Raw genomic sequence first — 19,070 nt, 5'->3', positions numbered from 1 at the left:
AGATAAAAATAAACGGGTGTATTAATACCTGATGTCAGCCCTGCGTGCGGTCAGTAAACTCACCACACGCAGGGCGACATGACGTCCTGTCAGATAAGCATTAACGTCTAATAACACTTAGTCTTTATTTACGGCTTAACCGCAATTATTTATGCCACTGCTTAGCTTTGTTTTTTATTGCTATCTGTCTTTACTGCTTGTGCCGTATTTTTTATTTCACGAAAGAAGACAGATTGTCTTTATCTACCGCTACGTAAGGAATACGAACCACTTTATTTTCGAGCTTCCAGTTGGTGCCATCGGCGGCTGGTTTACCTGCGGCCAGATTTCTTGCCAGATCAAACGTGGCTTTCGCCTGGTTGTTGGCATCGTTAAGCACGGTACCGGCCATCGCACCGGATTTCACCAGCGCCAGCGCTTCTGCCAGGGCATCCACACCGAAGACAGGAATGCTGGATTTGTTATGAGATTTCAGTGCTTCTACTGCGCCCATTGCCATGGCGTCGTTGTTGGCAATAACCACTTCGATTTTGTTAGCATTCGGACCAGACAACCATGCATCCATCTTGTCTTTCGCCTGTGCGGTATCCCACATTGCGGTATCAAGTTGCAGCTGGTCAGTTTTCAGGCCTTCTTTGCCATTCAGTGTGCTGATGACGTATTTGGTACGCGCTTCAGCATCCGGGTGGCCCGGTTCGCCTTTGATCAGCACATATTGGATCACGCCGTCTTTGTTCAGATCCCAGGCCGGATTCGCTTTCCAGTGTTTGGCAATCAGCTCGCCCTGGATAACGCCAGACTCTTTAGAGTCAGTACCGACGTAGTAAGCTTTATCGTAGCTGTCGAGATCTTTACGGGAAGGTTCTTTGTTATAGAAAACAACCGGAATGCCAGCGCCGCGGGCTTTCTCGATGATGACCGGGGCTGCAGCAGGGTCAACCAGGTTGATGGCTAACGCCTTCACACCCTTCGCCAGCATGACGTCTACCTGGTCATTCTGGGTGGACTGGCTGTTTTGCGAGTCATTCATCAGCAGTTGCACATCTGGCGTCGCTTTCGCATCTTTCTCGATGGCTTTACGAACTTCAGACATGAAGTTGTCGTCATATTTATAGATGGTGACGCCAATTTTAGTGTCAGCAGCATGCGCGGCAAAACCAAACATCATGCTTGCAGCCAGAGTAGCCAGGGTGAAGACCTTCTTATTCATTTGTATCTCCGGTTATGTAGGGTGTTACAGAATTTGGCACCGGAACTCCATGCGGGAGCAGTACAGTTCCACATCATGTTTGTGGGTGCCTGCCATCCTTGACCTGTCACGTCCTGACTCGCTGTGAAACCAGTCCGGTGATCCGGACTCAAAGTGAATCATGTTGAAAACGAATGAATCATAATGTGCGCGATGTTAATAAACTGTGAAAGTTCTCACAGATTGAAAACGGTTACATCGCGTTATTTGATCAATAAGTGACGGGCGCCACATTTTGCCACGGCGCAACCGAGTGGCGTCTGACCAGCGTCGGCATAAAACAGTGGGAAATGCCTTGTGACAGCTGTTCTGCCGTCCCTTTCAGCGCCAGTTCGGTCGCCAGGGTCGCCATAGAAACAATCGGATAGCGCACCGTGGTCATTTTCGGGCTGGTGTAACGGGCGATCGGAATATCATCAAAGCCCACCAGTGAAAAATCAGCCGGCACATTAATTCCGTTTTCTTTCAACACTGCCATGGCACCGGCGGCCATTGAATCGTTGTAAGTAAACACCGCGCTGAGGTGCAGATTACGCCCCAGCAGCTCCACCATGGCCGCTTCGCCCCCCTGCAGATCCGGGGAACCCTGCGCACGCCAGATGGCCGGCGGTGGCTCGGATGTCTGATGTGCCTGAGTCAGCGGCTGCGTCATCGCCTGTAAATACCCCTGATAACGCTGCACATCGTCCTCAATGGCGTGGCTGGAACCGATGTAACCAATGCGCTGATGCCCCTGCGAAAGCAGTAAACGGGTCGCCATTTCCGCGCCGCTGACGTTGTTAAGCCACACGCAGCGGTGCTCGTAGCCGGGGATCACCCTGTTAATCAACACCATACCGGAAACCTGATCCATAAAGCGCGACAGCTCGTCATCGCCCAGCGCTTTGGAATGCACGATCAGCGCGTTACAGCGTTGACGAATCAACACTTCAATGGCGTGCCTTTCTTTTTCAGCAATATGATAGCTGTTGCCTATCAACACATATTTTTGATGCAACTGCGCGACGGTATCCACCGCTTTCACCAGCGCACCAAAAAAGGGATCGGACACGTCCATGACCACCACACCGATGGTATCGCTGCTTTGCGTCGCCAGCGCCTGGGCATTGGCATTAGGCCGGTAACCTAAGGTTTCAACAGCGCGCAGCACCTGTTCACGCGCCTCTTTACTGGCAATAGAAGGATTGTTCAGAACGCGGGACACGGTGGCGACAGACACCCCCGCGAGCCGGGCGACATCACGAATGGTGACCATGCGTCGCTCCGTGATCTGCCAGGGTTTGGTAAGGAGGAATACGGAAATTAATCACCCAGGAGGTAAGTAATGCAGATAAAGAGAAGCGAGGTGAAGTGCTCATGGCGTTTCCTTATTAGAGTAGTGGTCGTCAGACTGGCACGACCGCTATCCTAATCATTTTGAGGAAACGCCTGCGTGAATCTCGTCACAGGAAAGAAAACGTTTACATACAATTATGCAACGTCCATCCCAAATCTATCATTTAGGATGATGTGACAGTACAAAAATCAGTCAACCTTGAGTTCAGTGCCCGATGCGCGAAGCGTCAGTTTACGCCACAGCCATTCGACCGGCCCCTGACGGAAATGCCGTAACCACAGCAGCGTCACCAGCAGATTGCACGCCCACACCAGCGGTACCAGCGCGACCAGTTGCAACCTGTCGAAGTGCATAAAGAAGCCGAACACATTGAAGAACGTGGTGCAGATGAGGGTCTGTAACAGATAGTTGCTCAGCGCCATTCGCCCGACCTGCGAGATCCAGTGAGTGATGCGCCAGCCGGAAATCACCGACCAGAAACCGTAGCACAGCGCCAGATAGCTGACCGCCTGCATCAGCGAGCCGATTTCACGCGGCACCTGTAACAGAAAACCGCTCCAGCGATAGTCCCAGCCGGTCTTCCATTGCATATAAATCGCCGGGATCTGAATGAGCAATGAAAGCGGTAACAGTGCCGCAGCCACTTTACGATAATGCGACTCGCGAAATTCCCCTTTCAGCCAGCCACTGCGCATCAGCCCTGCCCCTGTCATCATCGCCCCCGCCAGCTCCCAGCCGTATTGCGCGCCAATCGCCAGCAGGCTTGAAGACAACAAGTCGAGCCGGTTTTGAATCGCTTCCCAGCCGCCTTTCAGCTTCCAGAACTGTTCATACTGGATCTCTGCCGGGCCGGGCATCCAGAATGTGCCGGGTGAAGGTGAGGTGATCAGGCCGAGCATCGCCAGCACGGCCACGCCAATCAGATACAAAATGATGCCGGTGGAAATCATCGACTGGCTGCTGCGCCCTTCCCGCACCATGCGCCAGCACACCAGACCGATCAGGCCGTAAGAAAGCAGAATGTCGCCGTCCCACAGAAAAATGGCGTGCAAAAATCCGCATAACAGCAACAGCGATAATCGCGCCTGGATCCAGTGTTTGCCGCGTGGCAGCAGTAAATACAAGCCGCCGCCGAACAGCATCGCGAACATCATCAGGAATTTACCCTGCGCCACGGCGTCGAGCACCGCCCAGGTCCAGACGTCTGACGTTGAAGGTGCACCGGCAAAACCGGGATTCAGGTAGGCGGCCTTCGGCAAGCCAAAGGCACTGATATTGAGCAGAAGAATGCCAAAAATGGCGAGGCCACGGGCAAAATCGAGCGTGGCAATACGTGAGCGCATACCAGACGTTCCTGTTAGATAAGGGGGCAAAAAGTTGCGGGCTTCAGACAGACTAACGGCACCCGTAAGGTGCCGCAATATCAAACTTTCTGACCGGTTAACGCACCGCCGCTTAGCTGGCGTGTCTTACGGTACGCAGGAATTCCTGACGCGTATTCTGGCTCGATTTGAACAGTCCGCCCAGCGATGTGGTGGTGGTGGCGCTGGTCGCGTCGCGCACGCCACGCGCTTTCACGCAGTAGTGCACGGCATCAATAGAGACAGCCACGTTGGTGGTACCAAGCAACGTTTGCAGTGCCACCAGAATTTGCTGGGTCAGACGTTCCTGAACCTGCGGACGCTGGGAGAAGAACTGCACGATGCGGTTGATTTTCGACAGGCCGATCACCGTCTCTTTCGGGATATATGCCACGGTCGCTTTGCCGTCGATGGTCACAAAATGATGTTCACAGGTGCTGGTCAGCGTGATGTCGCGCACGGTCACCATTTCATCCACTTTCATCTTATTTTCGATGACAGTGATTTTTGGGAAATTGGCGTAATCCAGCCCGGAGAAGATTTCATCGACATACATTTTCGCGATGCGGCTTGGCGTTTCCATCAGACTGTCGTCGGAGAGATCCAGATTGAGAAGCTGCATGATGCCGGTCATGTGTTCCTGAATACGCTGTTTGCGCGTCTCATTGTCGATCGGCAGCGCTTCACGCAAAGGGGTTTCCAGACCACGGGCTAACAGGGCATCGTGAACTAAAATGGCTTCTTTACTCAGGGTAGGCATTCTTTCTTCTCCGGCAGATGTAATCACTTTGACGCAGATCACGCTAAAGTGAGGTGGCTTACTGTAGTGGAGAGCGGATTCAGAATCCAGTGATTGTGTTTCATGATGGATGAAATCGCCGCAAGTTATCAGCGGCGGCGAAACACCAGAGCACCTGCAATAATAAATCCTGCCAGGGCGACATACAGCGCAGGTTCCAGACGGTGCGTGAGCGCCGTGGAGATGGCCGACAATATCGGGCCACACAATTGCCCCACGGCGTAGCCGGTGGTCAGCAGCCCCGCCATGTAACGGCTATGATTCGGTGCCAGTTCGCGGCTGCATTGTAAGGCCAGTTGCACCACGCTCAGGAACCCGCCGCCGGTCAGTAACGCTCCCAGCACCAGCCCGCTGACGCCCGGCACCACTTCCGCACATAAAATCCCCAGCGCCTGGATCCACAATGTCAGCGCCAGGCGCCGGTGAGTGGTCAGGCAATGACGCGTCAAAATCCCTATTACAATGCCAATGACCGCCGCACCGCCGAACACCGGCCAGACAAACTGTGCAAACAGGCTGTCTGGAAAACGGGCATTCGCCATCTGCGAAAGAAAAGTGGCAGGCAGAATGTAGCCGAACCCCGCCAGACTGTAGCTCCACACCAGGCGTTTCAGCGCGGGCGTCATCACCAGCGGTTCCGTCGCCACGTGCGAACGGTGCAAATCTCCCTTACGCGGCAGATTCGGCGTGATGATCGCCACGAAAATCAACGCCAGCACGCCGTATACGCACCAGGCCTGCGCCGAACTGAGCTGCAAACTGTGAATGCCCACGGCTAACATGCCGCTGAGGAAAATCCCCGCGCCCGGCCCGGCAAACACCGCCGCGCTCATTGCCGGACGGCCATAGTGCGCCAGCCGCTCGTTACACCACGCCGACACCATCACCATCGCCCAGCCGCTGGTCCAGCCAATCATAAACCGCACAATGCTGTGCAGCACTTCGCCGGAAATCACCGCCGACAGCAACGTCAGCACCACTCCGCCCCACACGCCGAGCCAGAGACGACGCTCAAGGTGGCGGGTCGCGCGCATGGCGTCAAAAGCACCACACAGATAACCGAGATAATTGAACGCGGCCACCAGCCCCGCACCGGTCAGGCTGAACTGATGTTCAGCTATCATTAAAGGAACCTGCGGCGTAAAGGCAAAGCGCCCGATGCCCATCGCGACCACAAAGGCCAGAAAACCACTTAACGCAATACGAAAAGCCATAACCGCTCCGAAAGGTGAAACCGCGACGCAACATTATAGAAACAGTGGGTAAACATACTGAAAGCGGATCTCCGTTAACAGTGCCTTTCTGAAAAAGAAAGTTGTCATGCATGATGCAGTAAAGTTACAATCACGAAAACTGAATAATACAAACCAAGTTGTTTACGATAAGAGAACACAGGAACTCATCATGGATCTCACCCAGTTGCGAATGTTTTGCTGCGTGGCAGAAACGGGCTCACTGGCGCGTGCGGCAGAGCAGTTACACCGCGTGCCGTCAAACCTGACCACCCGTCTGCGCCAGCTCGAACTCGAACTGGGCACCGATTTGTTTATCCGTGAGAAGCAGCGCATCCGCCTTTCCGCGATGGGCCATAACTTTCTTAATTACGCCGAGCGGATTCTGGCGCTGAGCGAAGAAGCGATGAGCATCACGCACGCAGGCGAACCCGCCGGGAACTTCGCTTTAGGCTCAATGGAAAGCACCGCCGCTACCCGTCTGCCGTCACTGCTCGCGGCCTATCATCAGGCGTACCCGCAAGTGGCCCTTTCGCTGGTCACCGGCACGTCCGGCGAAATCATCGACAGCGTGCGGGCAGGACGTCTTGCGGCGGCGCTGGTCGACGGCCCGATCGACTTTGACGATCTCAACGGCTGTATTTCGTATCGTGAACGGATGGTGGTGATCACCCCGCCGGGCGAATCGCCTCTTGAAGCCCCCTCAGGCCGCAGCGGCCATACCGTTTTCGCCTTCCGCCCGAGCTGTTCGTATCGCCAGCGTTTACAGGGGTGGATTAAGCAGATGAATGTGCCGGTGGCGAACACGCTGGAAATTCAGTCTTACCACTCGATGATGGCGTGCGTTGCCAGCGGTGCGGGCATCGCCATGGTGCCGCGATCGGTGCTGGAGCAACTGCCCGGCCACGAGCGCGTAAATATTCACGAAATCCCGGATGAATTCGCCGATACCGCCACCTGGCTTATCTGGCGGCGGGATGCTTTCGGCCCCAACGTGCGGGCGCTGAAAGAACAGATCATCGTACAAAATGACGGGGTGGTCCCGTTACTGAAACACCCGCTTGCCGGTGAACATGACCCGGCACTGCATCCCACCTATTAAGTAAAAACACCTGACTGGAGCTACATAATGAAAATGATCAAAACGCGCGCGGCCGTCGCCTGGGGCCCGAATCAACCTCTTTCCATCGAAGAAGTGGATTTGATGCCACCGCAAAAAGGCGAAGTGCTGGTGCGTATCGTCGCCACCGGTGTTTGTCATACTGATGCTTACACGCTGTCCGGCAAAGATCCGGAAGGCGTATTCCCGGCGATCCTCGGCCATGAAGGCGGCGGCGTGGTAGAAGCAGTCGGCGAAGGCGTCACCACTCTGGCCGTGGGCGACCATGTGATCCCGTTGTACACGCCGGAATGTGGCGAGTGTAAATACTGTAAATCCGGCAAAACTAACCTGTGTCAGGCAATCCGCACCACGCAGGGCAAAGGCCTGATGCCGGATGGCACCACGCGTTTCTCTAAAGATGGCAAGCCGATTTTCCACTACATGGGCACGTCAACATTCTCTGAATACACCGTAGTACCGGAAATTTCACTGGCGAAAATCAACAAAGAAGCGCCGCTGGAAGAGGTCTGCCTGCTGGGTTGTGGCGTCACTACCGGTATGGGCGCGGTCATGAACACCGCAAAAGTGAAGAAAGGCGACACCGTGGCGATCTTCGGCCTCGGCGGTATCGGTCTTTCTGCGGTGATCGGTGCCGTAATGGCGGGCGCAGGCCGCATTATTGGTGTTGATCTGAACACCAGTAAGTTCGATCTGGCACGCAAACTTGGCGCAACCGACCTGATCAATCCGAAAGATTTTGATAAGCCGATTCAGGAAGTGATCGTCGAAATGACCGACGGCGGCGTGGACTTCTCCTTCGAATGCATCGGTAACGTCAACGTGATGCGTTCAGCGCTGGAATGCTGCCATAAAGGCTGGGGCGAATCCGTCATCATCGGCGTGGCCGGAGCGGGTGAAGAGATCTCCACCCGTCCGTTCCAGCTGGTGACAGGCCGCGTATGGCGCGGTTCCGCTTTCGGTGGCGTCAAAGGCCGCAGCGAGTTGCCGGGCATTGTGCAGCGTTATCTGGATGGCGAATTCGCCCTCAACGATTTCATCACGCACACCATGCCGCTGGAAGACATCAATGAAGCCTTTGATTTGATGCACGAAGGTAAGTCGATCCGTACGGTGATTCATTTCAACAAGTAAGGAAGTGTCGATGAGCAGCTCAATTGAACTCCTCGAAGAACACCGGATGTTTGGCGGCTGGCAGCAGCGCTACCGCCATACCTCGGCGAGCCTGAATTGCAGCATGACGTTCAGCATTTACCTGCCGCCGGCGAAGGACGACACGCCGCCGCCGGTGCTGTACTGGCTGTCGGGCCTGACCTGTAATGACGAAAACTTTACCGTTAAAGCCGGGGCGCAGCGCGTCGCGGCAGAACTCGGTCTGGTGCTGGTGATGCCGGATACCAGCCCGCGCGGTGAAGGCGTCGCCAACGATGAGGGTTACGATCTCGGTCAGGGTGCAGGCTTCTATCTGAACGCCACGCAGGCGCCCTGGGCGGCTCATTACCGGATGTACGATTATCTGGTGGATGAACTGCCTGCGCTGATTAACAGCCACTTTAAGGTCAGCGATCGTCAGTCGATTTCCGGCCACTCCATGGGCGGCCACGGGGCATTGATGCTGGCATTGCGTAATCCGCAGCGTTTCCTTTCAGTGTCTGCTTTTGCACCGATCGTGAATCCGTCACAGGTGCCATGGGGGCGTAAAGCTTTCAGCGCGTATCTGGGTGATGACGAGAGTCAGTGGCTGCAATACGACAGTTGCCACCTGCTGAGTTCACTGCCAGCGAATCAGTACCCGTTCCCGATTTTAGTCGATCAGGGCGATGGTGATCAGTTCCTGGCGGATCAGCTGCAACCCTCAAAACTGGCAGAAATCGCCCGTCAGCGCGGATGGCCGTTACAGCTGCGCGCGCAGCCGGGTTATGACCACAGTTACTTTACGATTGCGTCATTTGTGGAAGAACACCTGAGATTCCATGCGGAGTTTTTGCATCCGAAGGTGTGAGTACGTAATGCCTTTCGATGCTGAGTGAGAAATTTTCGGTTTCTCAATAACGGTTACCACGTTGCAATGAGTGCAAAACCGGCCAGAGAGGGCGATGACAGCCCTCTCTGGCATTTGCACGTCTTAATCTCCCCGCTGCGCAACCCCTTAATTCTTCAGTTTTGGATCCAGCGCATCCCGTAATCCATCGCCCAATAAATTAAACGCCAGCACGGTCAGGAATATTGCCAGGCTTGGGAATATGGCCACGTGCGGCGCCATGACCATGTCAGCGCGGGCTTCGTTGAGCATCGCGCCCCACTCCGGCGTTGGCGGTTGCGCGCCCATGCCGAGGAATGACAGGCTGGCCGCGGTGATAATCGACGTGCCGATACGCATGGTGAAATAGACCACGATCGAGGAAAGCGTGCCGGGCAGAATGTGGCGGAAGAGGATGGTGGCGTCTGAGGCGCCGATGCTGCGTGCAGATTCAATGTAGGTCTGCTGTTTAAGCACCAGCGTGTTGCCACGCACCAGCCGCGCGAACGCCGGGATGCTGAATATTGCCACGGCAATGATGACGTTCGACATGCCGTTGCCCATCACCGCCACCACGGCGATCGCCAGCAGAATGCCGGGAAAGGCGAACAATACGTCGCAAACTCGCATGGTGATGCGATCCCACCAGCCTTCGTAATATCCCGCCAGCAGCCCGAACACCGTGCCGATCGCCGCGCCAAGCACCACAGAAAGTACGCCCGCCGTCAGTGAAATCCGCGTCCCCATCAGAATACGGCTGAAAATATCGCGCCCGAGAGAATCGACGCCCAGCCAGTGAATCATTGACGGGCCTTCGTTCAGCCGGTCGTAATCAAAGTAATTTTCCGGATCAAAGGGCACCAGCCACGGCGCAAGAAGTGCCGCAGCAATCAGCAGCAGGATAAAAACACCCGCTATCATCGCGATATGCTGACGGCGAAAACGACGCCAGAACGCCTTCCACGGCGTCCTGACAGATTGCGCGCTGGCCGTTTGTGCAGTGACCATCGGCAGACCCGCGAGTACGGCATTTCGCCGCCAGTTTTTCATGCGCTTGCTCACTTGTATCGGATGGAAGGGTTAATCACGGCGTACAACATGTCCACCAGCAGATTGATCAAAATGAATTCCAGCGAGAACAGCAACACTTCGGCCTGGATCACCGGGTAATCACGCATCTCCACCGAATCCACCAGCAACCGCCCTAACCCCGGCCAGTTGAAGACTTTTTCTACCACAATCGAACCGCCGAGCAGGAAACCAAACTGCAACCCCATCATGGTGACCACCGGGATCATTGCGTTACGCAAGCCGTGTTTGACGACCACAAACCCCTCGTGGACGCCCTTCGCGCGCGCGGTGCGCATGTAATCTTCCTGCATCACTTCGACGAACGAGGCGCGGGTAAAGCGCGCCATGATGGCCGCCACCGCCGCCCCCAGCGTAATGGAAGGCAGAATGTAGTGTTGCCAGGTGTCGGCGCCCACGGTCGGCAGCCAGCCCAGTTCGACGGAGAACACCTGCATCAGTAACATGCCCAGAGCAAAAGCCGGAAAGGAAATACCGGAGACGGCCAGCGCCATACCGAGACGATCGGGCCAGCGGTTGCGCCAGACGGCTGACACCACGCCAATCACCAGCCCGAAAATCACAGACCACACCATGCTGGTCAGCGTCAGCCAGAACGTCGGCATAAAACGGGAACTGATTTCATCGATCACCGGGCGCTTCGACACCATCGAGTGGCCGAAATCGCCGGTCAGCGCATTGCCGAAGAAAGTGAGAAATTGCTGATACAGCGGCTTATCCAGCCCCAGATCCTGACGCACCAGCGCCACAACGCTGGCATCCGCGTCCTGACCGGCCATCAGCCGTGCCGGATCGCCGGGCAAAAGATGAACAAACAAAAAGACCAGCACGGCCACGATCAGCAGTGTGGGGATCAATCCAAGCAGTCGTTTTAGAAAATAATTAAGCATGATTCGCTGTCTGTGATTTCACGGTACGACATCCATGTTCCGGCCACACGGAACACACGACTTCAGGGCGTACAGCAACCACGCCGCACGCCCTGAAAACTCCATCGCGAATTATTTCACATCAGCTTCATCAAAGCTGAATGCCGTATCAGGCATCACGTAGAACCCGGTCAGACGTTTGTTTTTAGCCGATACCAGACGTTCAGTCACCAGGAATGCCCAGGGCGCATCTGTCCAGATTTGTTTCTGAGCATCCGCATACAGTTTGGCTTTCTCGGCTTTGTCGGTGGTTTTCAGGGCATCGGACAAATCTTTATCGACCTGCGCATTGCTGTAAAACGCCGTGCCGAACTGTTTCGGCGGAGCCGCCTGCGTGGAGAACAGCGGCGATAACGCCCAGTCTGCTTCACCGGTAGAGGCCGACCAGCCGGTGTAGAACATGCGGACACCCGCTTCTTTCTGCCCGACGTTCTCGACCTGAGCCGCACGCTGCGCGGCATCCATCGCGGTCACGTTCACTTTGATGCCCACCTGCGCCAGCTGCTGCTGCGTGAACTGCAAGACTTTCTGCGAGGTGCTGTTGTTATGCGACGACCACAGGGTGGTCGTGAAACCGTCCGGGTAGCCCGCTTCTTTCAGCAGTGCTTTCGCCTTGGCCGGATCGTAAGGCCAGGGTTTGAATTTTGCAGCGTATTCGATGCCCTGTGGCAACGGCCCTTCCGACGGCACGGCATAACCGGCAAACGCCACTTTGATCAGCGCCTGTTTATTGATGGCGTAGTTGATTGCCTCACGCACTTTCACGTTATCAAACGGTTTTTGCGTGACGTTCAGACTGATGTAACGATGCAGAATCGACGGCGCGGTCACCAGATCCAGCTTCGGATTTTTCTCCAGCAGGGCCGCCTGCTCGTAAGGCACCGGGAAGGCGAAATCCGCTTCGCCGGTTTGCAGCATCGCTGCGCGGGTGTTGTTATCAACCACCGGACGCCATGTGATGGTGTCGAGTTTTGTTTCGTCTTTCTTCCAGTAGCCATCAAATTTCTTCACTTTCACGAAGTCAGTCTGATTCCACTGATCCAGCGTATACGGACCGGTACCGACCGGATGGAAACCGATCTCTTTGCCGTATTTGGTCAGCGCCGCCGGGGAAATCATCACCGCAGACGGGTGCGCCAGAATGTTGATGAACGCCGAGAACGGTTCTTTCAGCGTGATTTTCACCGTGGTGTCATCCACCGCTTCGGTGCTGGCGATATTTTTGAACAGGTTATAACGCTTGAGGTGGCTGTCCGGGTTGCTGGCGCGGTCGAAGTTCACTTTTACCGCCGCCGCGTTGAAATCCGTGCCGTCCTGGAATTTGATCCCCGGATGCAGTTTAACGGTATAAACCAGACCGTCCGCGCTGACCGTGTAGCTGTCTGCCAGCACGTTCTCCAGTTTCATGTTTTTATCAAAGCCAAACAGACCCTGATAGAAGGATTTGGCGACCGCCTGAGACAGCGTGTCGTTGGCGTCATAAGGATCGAGCGAGGTAAAATTAGAGCCTACCGCCACCACCACGTCTTTTGCTGCCCACGCCGAAGCGGACGCCAGCGAACCGAAAACAGCGGCAGCGAGCACGGCCTGACGAATAACGTTCTTACCTTTACGTTTCTGCTGATTCATCTCAGTTCCTTTTCCTGTCTAACCCGTTTGTCTTACGAAGATTGGCGGCTCAAAATAAGCCGCCACAAAAATCAATACACGCCGGCAATCGCATGCCGCGCCACGAAATGCCCTTCCGCCACCTGCACCAGCGGCGCAACCAAAGGCTCATCATGCAAATCATGGATCGGGCTGGGAATATCATCGACCAGCAGCGCCTGCTCTTTTCGTTTATGCGCCGGATCGGCCACCGGCACAGCCGCCATCAGTTTGCGGGTGTAAGCATGCTGGGGATTTTCAAACACCGCGCGGCGCGGGCCGATCTCAACAATCTGCCCGAGATACATCACCGCCACGCGGTGACTGATGCGCTCCACCACCGCCATGTCGTGCGAAATAAACAGAAAGGCCAGGCCAAACTCTTTCTGCAGATCCATCAGTAAATTGATGATCTGCGCCTGAATAGACACGTCCAGCGCCGACACGGATTCATCAGCAATGACCACTTTAGGATTGAGCGCCAGCGCGCGGGCGATGCAAATGCGCTGCCGCTGCCCTCCGGAAAATTCGTGAGGATAGCGCTGCGCGTGCTCCGGCAGCAGCCCGACTTTTTCCAGCAGCCAGGCAACGCGTGCCTCCGCCTCTTTCCCCTTCGCGATGTGGTGAACCAGCAAGGGTTCCATGATCGAATACCCCACCGTCAGGCGCGGATCGAGCGAAGCGTAGGGATCCTGAAAGATAAACTGAATGTCGCGGCGCAAATGTTGCAGTGCGCTGCCGCTGACGTGGGTCAGCGGCTCGCCGTTAAAGGTGATCGTTCCACCCTGACTTTTCACCAGCTTCAGCAACGAGCGGCCGGTGGTGGATTTTCCGCAGCCGGATTCACCGACCAGCGCCAGCGTTTCGCCGGGGTATAAATCGAAACTGACTTTTTCCACTGCGTGAATGCGCCGGGTGACGCGGTTAAAAATACCGCTGCGCACATCAAAGCGGGTGACCAGATTTTTCACCTGCAAAATCGGCGCGGCGCCCGGCGTCAGGGTATTTTGCACCAGTGCCGGATCGCTCTCTTGTTGCTCAGGCAGCGGAAAGCGCGCAGGGAGCGGTTTGCCGTGCATCGAACCGAGTTTCGGCACCGCCGCCAGCAGCGCCTGGGTATACGGCTGCTGCGGGGCATGGAAAATTGCCGTGACGTCGCCGGTTTCCACGCTGTTGCCTTTATGCATCACCAGCACGCGGTCGGCAATTTCAGCCACCACGCCCATATCGTGGGTGATAAAAATGACGCCCATCTGCATCTCTTTTTGCAGCACGCGGATGAGTTGCAGGATTTGCGCCTGAATCGTCACATCCAGCGCGGTAGTCGGTTCGTCGGCAATCAGCAACGCAGGTTTGCATGACAGCGCCATCGCAATCATCACCCGCTGGCGCATGCCGCCGGAAAGCTGATGAGGAAAGCTGTCGAGGATATTTTTGGCTTCGGGAATGCGCACCAGATCCAGCATCCGCAACGCTTCGGCACGGGCGGCGCGATGGTCTTTCCCCTGGTGCAGACGGATGGATTCGGCAATTTGTTCGCCCACCGGAAATACCGGATTGAGCGACGTCATCGGCTCCTGAAATATCATCGCCATATCGGCACCGCGCAGGCTGCGCATCTGCGACTGCGACGCGGCCATCAGTTCAACCACTTCGCCGTTACGACGCCGAAACTGCATGTTGCCCTGTGAAATCTGCCCGCCTCCCTGCTCCACCAGACGCATCAGCGCCAGCGAAGTGACCGATTTACCGGAGCCGGATTCGCCAACAATCGCCAGCGTTTCGCCGCGCCCGACGTCAAAGCTCAGACGGTTAACCGCCGGGATCACCTGACCCTCGTGCGAAAACTGTACGCTGAGATTATTCACCGCCAGAACCTGGCCGGGCGGCAGGATCAGAGAAGGGTTCATGGCATCCTTCATGAACGGTAGATACTGACGCTCGGCACGTCGCCCACGCGGGCAAATCCGCGGTACATGCCTTCGCTGTTAAAAGGTAAAACGACGTTGCCGAAACGGTCGATGGCGATCATGCCGCCGATACCGCCGAGCGGCAGCAGCTTTTCCTGCACCACTCTGTGCGTCGCTTCTTCAAGGGATAAACCGGCGTATTCGATCAGCGCCGCCACGTCGTACGCCGCCACCGTGCGCATAAACACTTCGCCGGTGCCGGTGCTGGAAATGGCGACTGTTTTGTTGCTGGCATAGCAGCCCGCGCCGATGATCGGTGAATCACCTACACGGCCAGCCTGTTTGTTGGTCATGCCGCCGGTGGACGTCGCCGCGGCCAGATTCCCCAGCGCGTCCATCGCCACCGCGCCCACGGTGCCAAATTTATGTTCCGGATCGAGCGGATCGCCGGACGGCGTGGCGCTCTGCGATGCGCCATCGTGATCGAGGATAACGCCGCTGTCTGCGGCGATGGCCCGTTGCAGCTGGTCGTAGCGTTCCTGCGTAAAGAAGTAGTCCGGCCCGACCATCTCCTGCCCCTGTTCGCGGGCAAAGGCTTCTGCGCCCGCGCCGGTGAACATCACGTGCGGGCTGACTTCCAGCACTTTACGCGCGGTGAGGATAGGGTTACGGATGTGATTGACACAGCTGATGGCACCGGCATCCAGCGTGCGGCCATCCATGATGCAGGCGTCTAATTCGTGGGTGCCCTGATGGGTGAAAACCGCGCCCTTTCCGGCATTAAACAGCGGGCACTCTTCCAGTAAACGCACCGCCTCGGTCACCGCATCGAGCGCGCTGCCTCCCGAAGCCAGAATGGCCTGCCCGCTGGCGACAATGCGCTCGAGCTCCGCTAAATAAAGTTGTTCTTTTTCGGCACTCATCGCCGCGCGGGTGATCGCCCCTGCACCGCCATGAATCGCAATGACCGGACACAACGTGTTCGAAACGGAAGCCGCTGAATTATCAGTAGAAGAACTCATTAGCACTGCACCCTGTGTTGTTGTATTTATGTAAAGAGAAATGCTGACCTGTTTTTGACTATATTTAGCCCGCTACAGTATGTAAAGCAGAAATGTAAAACCACTGATAACGCGCTAATTGCTTAGATTGTTTAAGAAAATTAAATAAGGGGATCGAATAAACATCCAAGACAAATGACTAAAGAACGGGAATAATAAACGTCCTAACCGTGGATAAAAGCACCTCTGGCTAAGCTTCCTGCGGCCTTTTTATATTTTTTCTTTTTAGGAAATCAGTTATGGAAACTGTCTATAACCGCCGTCGGATCAATGTGATCTCCTGGCTCAGTTACTTCTTTACCGGTGGACTGGTTTCCACCCTCGGTATCGTTATCGGGCCAGTGGCAACCGCATTCAACAAAGATCCGGGCTTTATCGGGCAAATGTTCTCATTAATGAATATTGGTTTGTTCCTGCCGATTATGGTCAGCGGCATCCTGATGCGGAAATTTGATCTCGGCAAACAGCTGATGACCGGCTCGCTGGTTTCTGTGCTGGTGTGTATCGCGCTGTTCGTGATGCCGTCGATCACGCTGTTTGGTGTGGGTGTCTTCCTGATTGGTGCCACTGCGGGCCTGATGATGTCTATCGGCAGCTATCTGGTGGTGCGCATTAATGACGATCCGAAAAAGCGCTCGGCCAACCTCATCTTCACCGATTTCTTCTTTGCCCTCTCCGGCATGACGCTGTCGCTGGTGCTCGGTTTCCTGTTCAAGCACGGCGCAAGCTGGCTGGCGATGTACGGCATTATGGGCGTACTCAGCCTGCTGATGATCCTGCTGTGTGCAGGCCAGAAATTCCCGACCGTAGCGCGCCCGGTGAAAACCGAGAAAAACAGCAGTGTCGCGCAGGAACCCTGGGGCATCGCTGTGTTTTTCCTGTGTATCGCACTGTTCGCCTTCGTGTTCACCGAACTGGTCTTTACGCTGTGGATGCCAAGCTGGCTGCATGAGCATTTCGCCATGGAAACCGATCGCGCCGCGATTTACATCACCACCTACTGGATGGTGAAAGCGATTGGCCTGTTCCTGAACCAGTTCACCGTTCGCTTCGTCAAACTGCGCACCTTCCTGCTGGTGTCCGTGGTAGTCGGTATGGCGAGCCTGAGCGTGCTGACCACCAGCAACTCGGCGTCGCTGGTGCTGTTCGCGGTCGGTCTGTTCGGTTTCTGTAACTCCGGCCTGTTCTCCGGCCTGATGAGCTACGGCAGCCTGCAGGTGAAAAACTCTCCGCCAACGCTGACCTCAGCGCTGCTGACCACCAGCTCCGTCGGTACGCTGATTTTTGCGTCGTTCTCTTCGTTCATCTACAACCGATACGGCTTGTTCTGGGCGCTGAATATCGCGACCATTTCCTACGCGTTACTGGTGCTGATGGTGATTTTCGCCAGCCTGAAAAGTAAGGCCGAAAAGATTAACCACGACGTTTCCGCGCACTAAGATTTTCCCTCACAGCAGGGCTCCGGCCCTGCTGCTTCAAACGCCCTCCCCCAGTGAATCCAGAAAACGTGCCGCCGCCGGTGTCAGCGAATCCGCCTGATACAGGGCATACAAATCGACCGGTAACCGTTCGCTCAGCGCGCAGAAACGCACGCCCGGCCAGTGGATCCGCGCATAGCTTTCCGGCAGCAGCGTGATGCCATAACCGTTCGCCACCAGCGCCAGCGCGGTTTGTGGCTCGTTCACCTGATGCCTGACCTGCGGCAAAAAGCCGTGCTGACGGCACATCGAATAGAGATAACCGCCGAGGCTGGACGTGTTCATTGGCATCAGAATGAAATCCTCATGCGCCAGCTCGCCCAGCACCACGCTGTTTTTCGCGGCCAGCGGATGATTTTCCGCAATCGCCAGAGCGACGTTTTCGCGCCCCATCAGCCTGCTGGATAACCCCTGCGGCAGCGTCAGTTTAGCTTCGCGCCAGATACCGATATCAATCCTTTGCAGTTGCAGGGCATCAATTTGCTGTAACGGCGTCAGTTCGGTAATCGACCAGGTGATCTCCGGCGCACTCTCACCGAACCGGTTCAGTGCGGGCATCAGCGGCCCCCACGCGGCGGTGCCCACGGTGCCGAACTGAATATGGCCGACCTCACCGCGCCCGATTTTACGTACCTGATGCAACGAACGGTTGATGCCGTCGAGCATCAGCCCGGCTTCACGCATCAGCGCCGCACCGGCAGGCGTCAGCGCCACCGAACGCGTGGTGCGCAAAAACAGCGGCGTGCCGAGCATCACTTCCAGCTCTTTAATATGCAGGCTGAGCGGCGGTTGCGACATATTCAGCCGCACCGCAGCTTTGCTGAAACTCAGCTCCTCCGCCACCACGCGAAAATAGTGCATAAGCCGCAGATTGATCTGACCCAGATCGAACACCGAATCCGTAAAGGGGCGCGTCATACTTCTCTCCAAAACATCCGTTTATCCCGCATTCATGGCGCATCCGATTTATAGATTTTGACTATAAATCCCGGCGCAGAACGGTATTAGACCTGAACAGCCGCTCACCCTAGCATTGCTGTTAACTCCCACCTACTGTCAACAATGAGAGAAGTGATCATGCTCAATAACCATGCTTTTGACTGCGCAGCGATTATCCGCCAGCGTGCGCCCGGCTTTATTCCTCAGGCTGCGCTGATTTTAGGCTCCGGCCTCGGGACGTTGTGTGACGATATGACCGATGCCATCACCCTTCCCTACAGCGAACTGCCGGGATTCCCGCAGAGCAGCGTCGCCGGTCACGCCGGTGAACTGGTGCTCGGGACGCTGGAAGGCATTCCGGTGATGTGTATGAAAGGTCGCGGCCATATGTATGAAGGCCACGGCATGTCAGTGATGACCAGCGCGGTTCGCACCTTCAAACTGCTCGGCTGCGAGTTCATGCTGGCGACCAATGCCGCCGGTTCGATGCGTAAAAGCGTGGCGCCCGGTCGGCTGGTTGCGCTGACCGACCATGTCAGCTTTATGCCGGAATCCCCGCTGGCAGGCCCGAATGACGATCGATTTGGCCCGCGTTTCTTCAGCCTCGCTAACGCCTATGACAAAGACCTGCGTGCGCAGCTCCACGCCGTGGCGGGCACGCTGGGCATCGACGTCGCCGAAGGCGTCTTCGCGGCCTATACCGGCCCGAACTTCGAAACGCCGGCTGAGATCCGCATGATGCAAACTCTCGGCTGCGACGTGGTCGGTATGTCCATCGTGCCGGAAGTGATTTCCGCCCGTCACTGCGGCCTGAAAGTGCTGGCGATTTCTGCCATGACCAACTTCGCCGAAGGCCTTTCCGATACGCCGCTTTCACACGAACAGACCCTGAGCTGCGCC

16 protein-coding genes are annotated in these 19,070 nt (G+C 56.0%); 5 read left to right on the top strand and 11 right to left on the bottom strand.

The features are described from left to right. Positions 1 to 211 precede the first annotated feature (211 nt). The 5 genes from mglB to ED901_RS02890 all read right to left on the bottom strand — a co-directional run bounded on the left by mglB (position 212) and on the right by ED901_RS02890 (position 5,959). Positions 212 to 1,210, bottom strand: a complete 999-nt coding sequence (gene mglB, locus ED901_RS02910; protein WP_056769188.1) for a galactose/glucose ABC transporter substrate-binding protein MglB — start codon at positions 1,208 to 1,210, stop codon at positions 212 to 214. A gap of 250 nt (positions 1,211 to 1,460) precedes the next feature. Beyond that, a complete protein-coding gene (gene galS / locus ED901_RS02905; RefSeq protein ID WP_122094719.1) occupies positions 1,461 to 2,504 on the bottom strand; it encodes an HTH-type transcriptional regulator GalS in 1,044 nt (347 codons plus the stop codon). A gap of 269 nt (positions 2,505 to 2,773) precedes the next feature. Continuing rightward, positions 2,774 to 3,928, bottom strand: a complete 1,155-nt coding sequence (yeiB, locus tag ED901_RS02900) for a DUF418 domain-containing protein YeiB (RefSeq protein WP_122094717.1) — start codon at positions 3,926 to 3,928, stop codon at positions 2,774 to 2,776. Positions 3,929 to 4,040: 112 nt separating this feature from the next. Beyond that, positions 4,041 to 4,706, bottom strand: coding sequence for a GTP cyclohydrolase I FolE (gene folE, locus ED901_RS02895; protein ID WP_122094715.1), 666 nt, complete (start codon positions 4,704 to 4,706; stop codon positions 4,041 to 4,043). A 128-nt stretch (positions 4,707 to 4,834) separates the two neighbouring features. After that, positions 4,835 to 5,959, bottom strand: coding sequence for a YbfB/YjiJ family MFS transporter (locus ED901_RS02890; RefSeq protein ID WP_056769182.1), 1,125 nt, complete (start codon positions 5,957 to 5,959; stop codon positions 4,835 to 4,837). 190 nt (positions 5,960 to 6,149) lie between these two features. On the opposite strand from ED901_RS02890, the gene ED901_RS02885 reads away from it, so the two are divergent. From ED901_RS02885 to fghA, 3 genes are read left to right on the top strand one after another with little or no spacing between them, the layout of a single operon-like run. Next, entirely contained in the window at positions 6,150 to 7,079 is a 930-nt protein-coding gene (locus ED901_RS02885) for a LysR family transcriptional regulator (protein ID WP_122094713.1), read from the top strand. Between the two features lie 27 nt (positions 7,080 to 7,106). Continuing rightward, positions 7,107 to 8,231, top strand: coding sequence for an S-(hydroxymethyl)glutathione dehydrogenase/class III alcohol dehydrogenase (locus tag ED901_RS02880; RefSeq protein ID WP_122094711.1), 1,125 nt, complete (start codon positions 7,107 to 7,109; stop codon positions 8,229 to 8,231). Between the two features lie 10 nt (positions 8,232 to 8,241). After that, a complete protein-coding gene (fghA, locus tag ED901_RS02875) occupies positions 8,242 to 9,099 on the top strand; it encodes an S-formylglutathione hydrolase (RefSeq protein ID WP_122094709.1) in 858 nt (285 codons plus the stop codon). A 147-nt stretch (positions 9,100 to 9,246) separates the two neighbouring features. Here fghA and gsiD read toward each other — a convergent pair whose 3' ends face one another. From gsiD to ED901_RS02850, 5 genes are all read right to left on the bottom strand, one after another. Beyond that, positions 9,247 to 10,167 carry a glutathione ABC transporter permease GsiD gene (gene gsiD, locus ED901_RS02870; protein ID WP_122094707.1) on the bottom strand — a complete coding sequence of 307 codons (921 nt, stop codon included), beginning with the start codon at positions 10,165 to 10,167 and terminating at the stop codon, positions 9,247 to 9,249. A gap of 8 nt (positions 10,168 to 10,175) precedes the next feature. Continuing rightward, positions 10,176 to 11,096, bottom strand: coding sequence for a glutathione ABC transporter permease GsiC (gsiC, locus tag ED901_RS02865; RefSeq protein ID WP_056769173.1), 921 nt, complete (start codon positions 11,094 to 11,096; stop codon positions 10,176 to 10,178). 111 nt (positions 11,097 to 11,207) lie between these two features. After that, positions 11,208 to 12,764, bottom strand: a complete 1,557-nt coding sequence (gsiB, locus tag ED901_RS02860; protein ID WP_122094705.1) for a glutathione ABC transporter substrate-binding protein GsiB — start codon at positions 12,762 to 12,764, stop codon at positions 11,208 to 11,210. Between the two features lie 71 nt (positions 12,765 to 12,835). Next, a complete protein-coding gene (gsiA, locus tag ED901_RS02855) occupies positions 12,836 to 14,692 on the bottom strand; it encodes a glutathione ABC transporter ATP-binding protein GsiA (protein WP_371414276.1) in 1,857 nt (618 codons plus the stop codon). Between the two features lie 8 nt (positions 14,693 to 14,700). Continuing rightward, positions 14,701 to 15,714 carry an isoaspartyl peptidase/L-asparaginase family protein gene (locus ED901_RS02850; protein ID WP_122094702.1) on the bottom strand — a complete coding sequence of 338 codons (1,014 nt, stop codon included), beginning with the start codon at positions 15,712 to 15,714 and terminating at the stop codon, positions 14,701 to 14,703. A gap of 278 nt (positions 15,715 to 15,992) precedes the next feature. Here ED901_RS02850 and tsgA point away from each other — a divergent pair, with 278 nt between their 5' ends. Next, positions 15,993 to 17,192 (top strand): MFS transporter TsgA, encoded by a 1,200-nt coding sequence (gene tsgA / locus ED901_RS02845; protein WP_056769167.1) that lies wholly within the window; start codon positions 15,993 to 15,995, stop codon positions 17,190 to 17,192. A 36-nt stretch (positions 17,193 to 17,228) separates the two neighbouring features. On the opposite strand, the gene ED901_RS02840 is transcribed toward tsgA, so the two are convergent. Further along, positions 17,229 to 18,149, bottom strand: a complete 921-nt coding sequence (locus ED901_RS02840; RefSeq protein WP_122094700.1) for a LysR family transcriptional regulator — start codon at positions 18,147 to 18,149, stop codon at positions 17,229 to 17,231. 159 nt (positions 18,150 to 18,308) lie between these two features. Between ED901_RS02840 and xapA the strand changes: the two genes are divergently transcribed. Beyond that, positions 18,309 to 19,070: xanthosine phosphorylase (gene xapA, locus ED901_RS02835; RefSeq protein ID WP_122094698.1), on the top strand; the 762-nt coding region annotated here is incomplete at its 3' end.

The sequence above is a fragment of the Rahnella sp. Larv3_ips genome (assembly GCF_003697865.1).
GTDB classification, from domain to species: Bacteria; Pseudomonadota; Gammaproteobacteria; order Enterobacterales; family Enterobacteriaceae; genus Rahnella; species Rahnella rivi.
Note: the sequence above shows the minus strand (reverse complement) of the source record. Positions and strands in the feature narration are given on the sequence as shown.

Excerpts from the sequence above, each read along its gene's own strand:
- mglB (WP_056769188.1), bottom strand. The coding sequence starts at position 1,210 with ATGAATAAGAAGGTCTTCACCCTGGCTACTCTGGCTGCAAGCATGATG.
- galS (WP_122094719.1), bottom strand. The coding sequence starts at position 2,504 with ATGGTCACCATTCGTGATGTCGCCCGGCTCGCGGGGGTGTCTGTCGCC.
- yeiB (WP_122094717.1), bottom strand. The coding sequence starts at position 3,928 with ATGCGCTCACGTATTGCCACGCTCGATTTTGCCCGTGGCCTCGCCATT.
- folE (WP_122094715.1), bottom strand. The coding sequence starts at position 4,706 with ATGCCTACCCTGAGTAAAGAAGCCATTTTAGTTCACGATGCCCTGTTA.
- ED901_RS02890 (WP_056769182.1), bottom strand. The coding sequence starts at position 5,959 with ATGGCTTTTCGTATTGCGTTAAGTGGTTTTCTGGCCTTTGTGGTCGCG.
- ED901_RS02885 (WP_122094713.1), top strand. The coding sequence starts at position 6,150 with ATGGATCTCACCCAGTTGCGAATGTTTTGCTGCGTGGCAGAAACGGGC.
- ED901_RS02880 (WP_122094711.1), top strand. The coding sequence starts at position 7,107 with ATGAAAATGATCAAAACGCGCGCGGCCGTCGCCTGGGGCCCGAATCAA.
- fghA (WP_122094709.1), top strand. The coding sequence starts at position 8,242 with ATGAGCAGCTCAATTGAACTCCTCGAAGAACACCGGATGTTTGGCGGC.
- gsiD (WP_122094707.1), bottom strand. The coding sequence starts at position 10,167 with ATGAAAAACTGGCGGCGAAATGCCGTACTCGCGGGTCTGCCGATGGTC.
- gsiC (WP_056769173.1), bottom strand. The coding sequence starts at position 11,096 with ATGCTTAATTATTTTCTAAAACGACTGCTTGGATTGATCCCCACACTG.
- gsiB (WP_122094705.1), bottom strand. The coding sequence starts at position 12,764 with ATGAATCAGCAGAAACGTAAAGGTAAGAACGTTATTCGTCAGGCCGTG.
- gsiA (WP_371414276.1), bottom strand. The coding sequence starts at position 14,692 with ATGAACCCTTCTCTGATCCTGCCGCCCGGCCAGGTTCTGGCGGTGAAT.
- ED901_RS02850 (WP_122094702.1), bottom strand. The coding sequence starts at position 15,714 with ATGAGTTCTTCTACTGATAATTCAGCGGCTTCCGTTTCGAACACGTTG.
- tsgA (WP_056769167.1), top strand. The coding sequence starts at position 15,993 with ATGGAAACTGTCTATAACCGCCGTCGGATCAATGTGATCTCCTGGCTC.
- ED901_RS02840 (WP_122094700.1), bottom strand. The coding sequence starts at position 18,149 with ATGACGCGCCCCTTTACGGATTCGGTGTTCGATCTGGGTCAGATCAAT.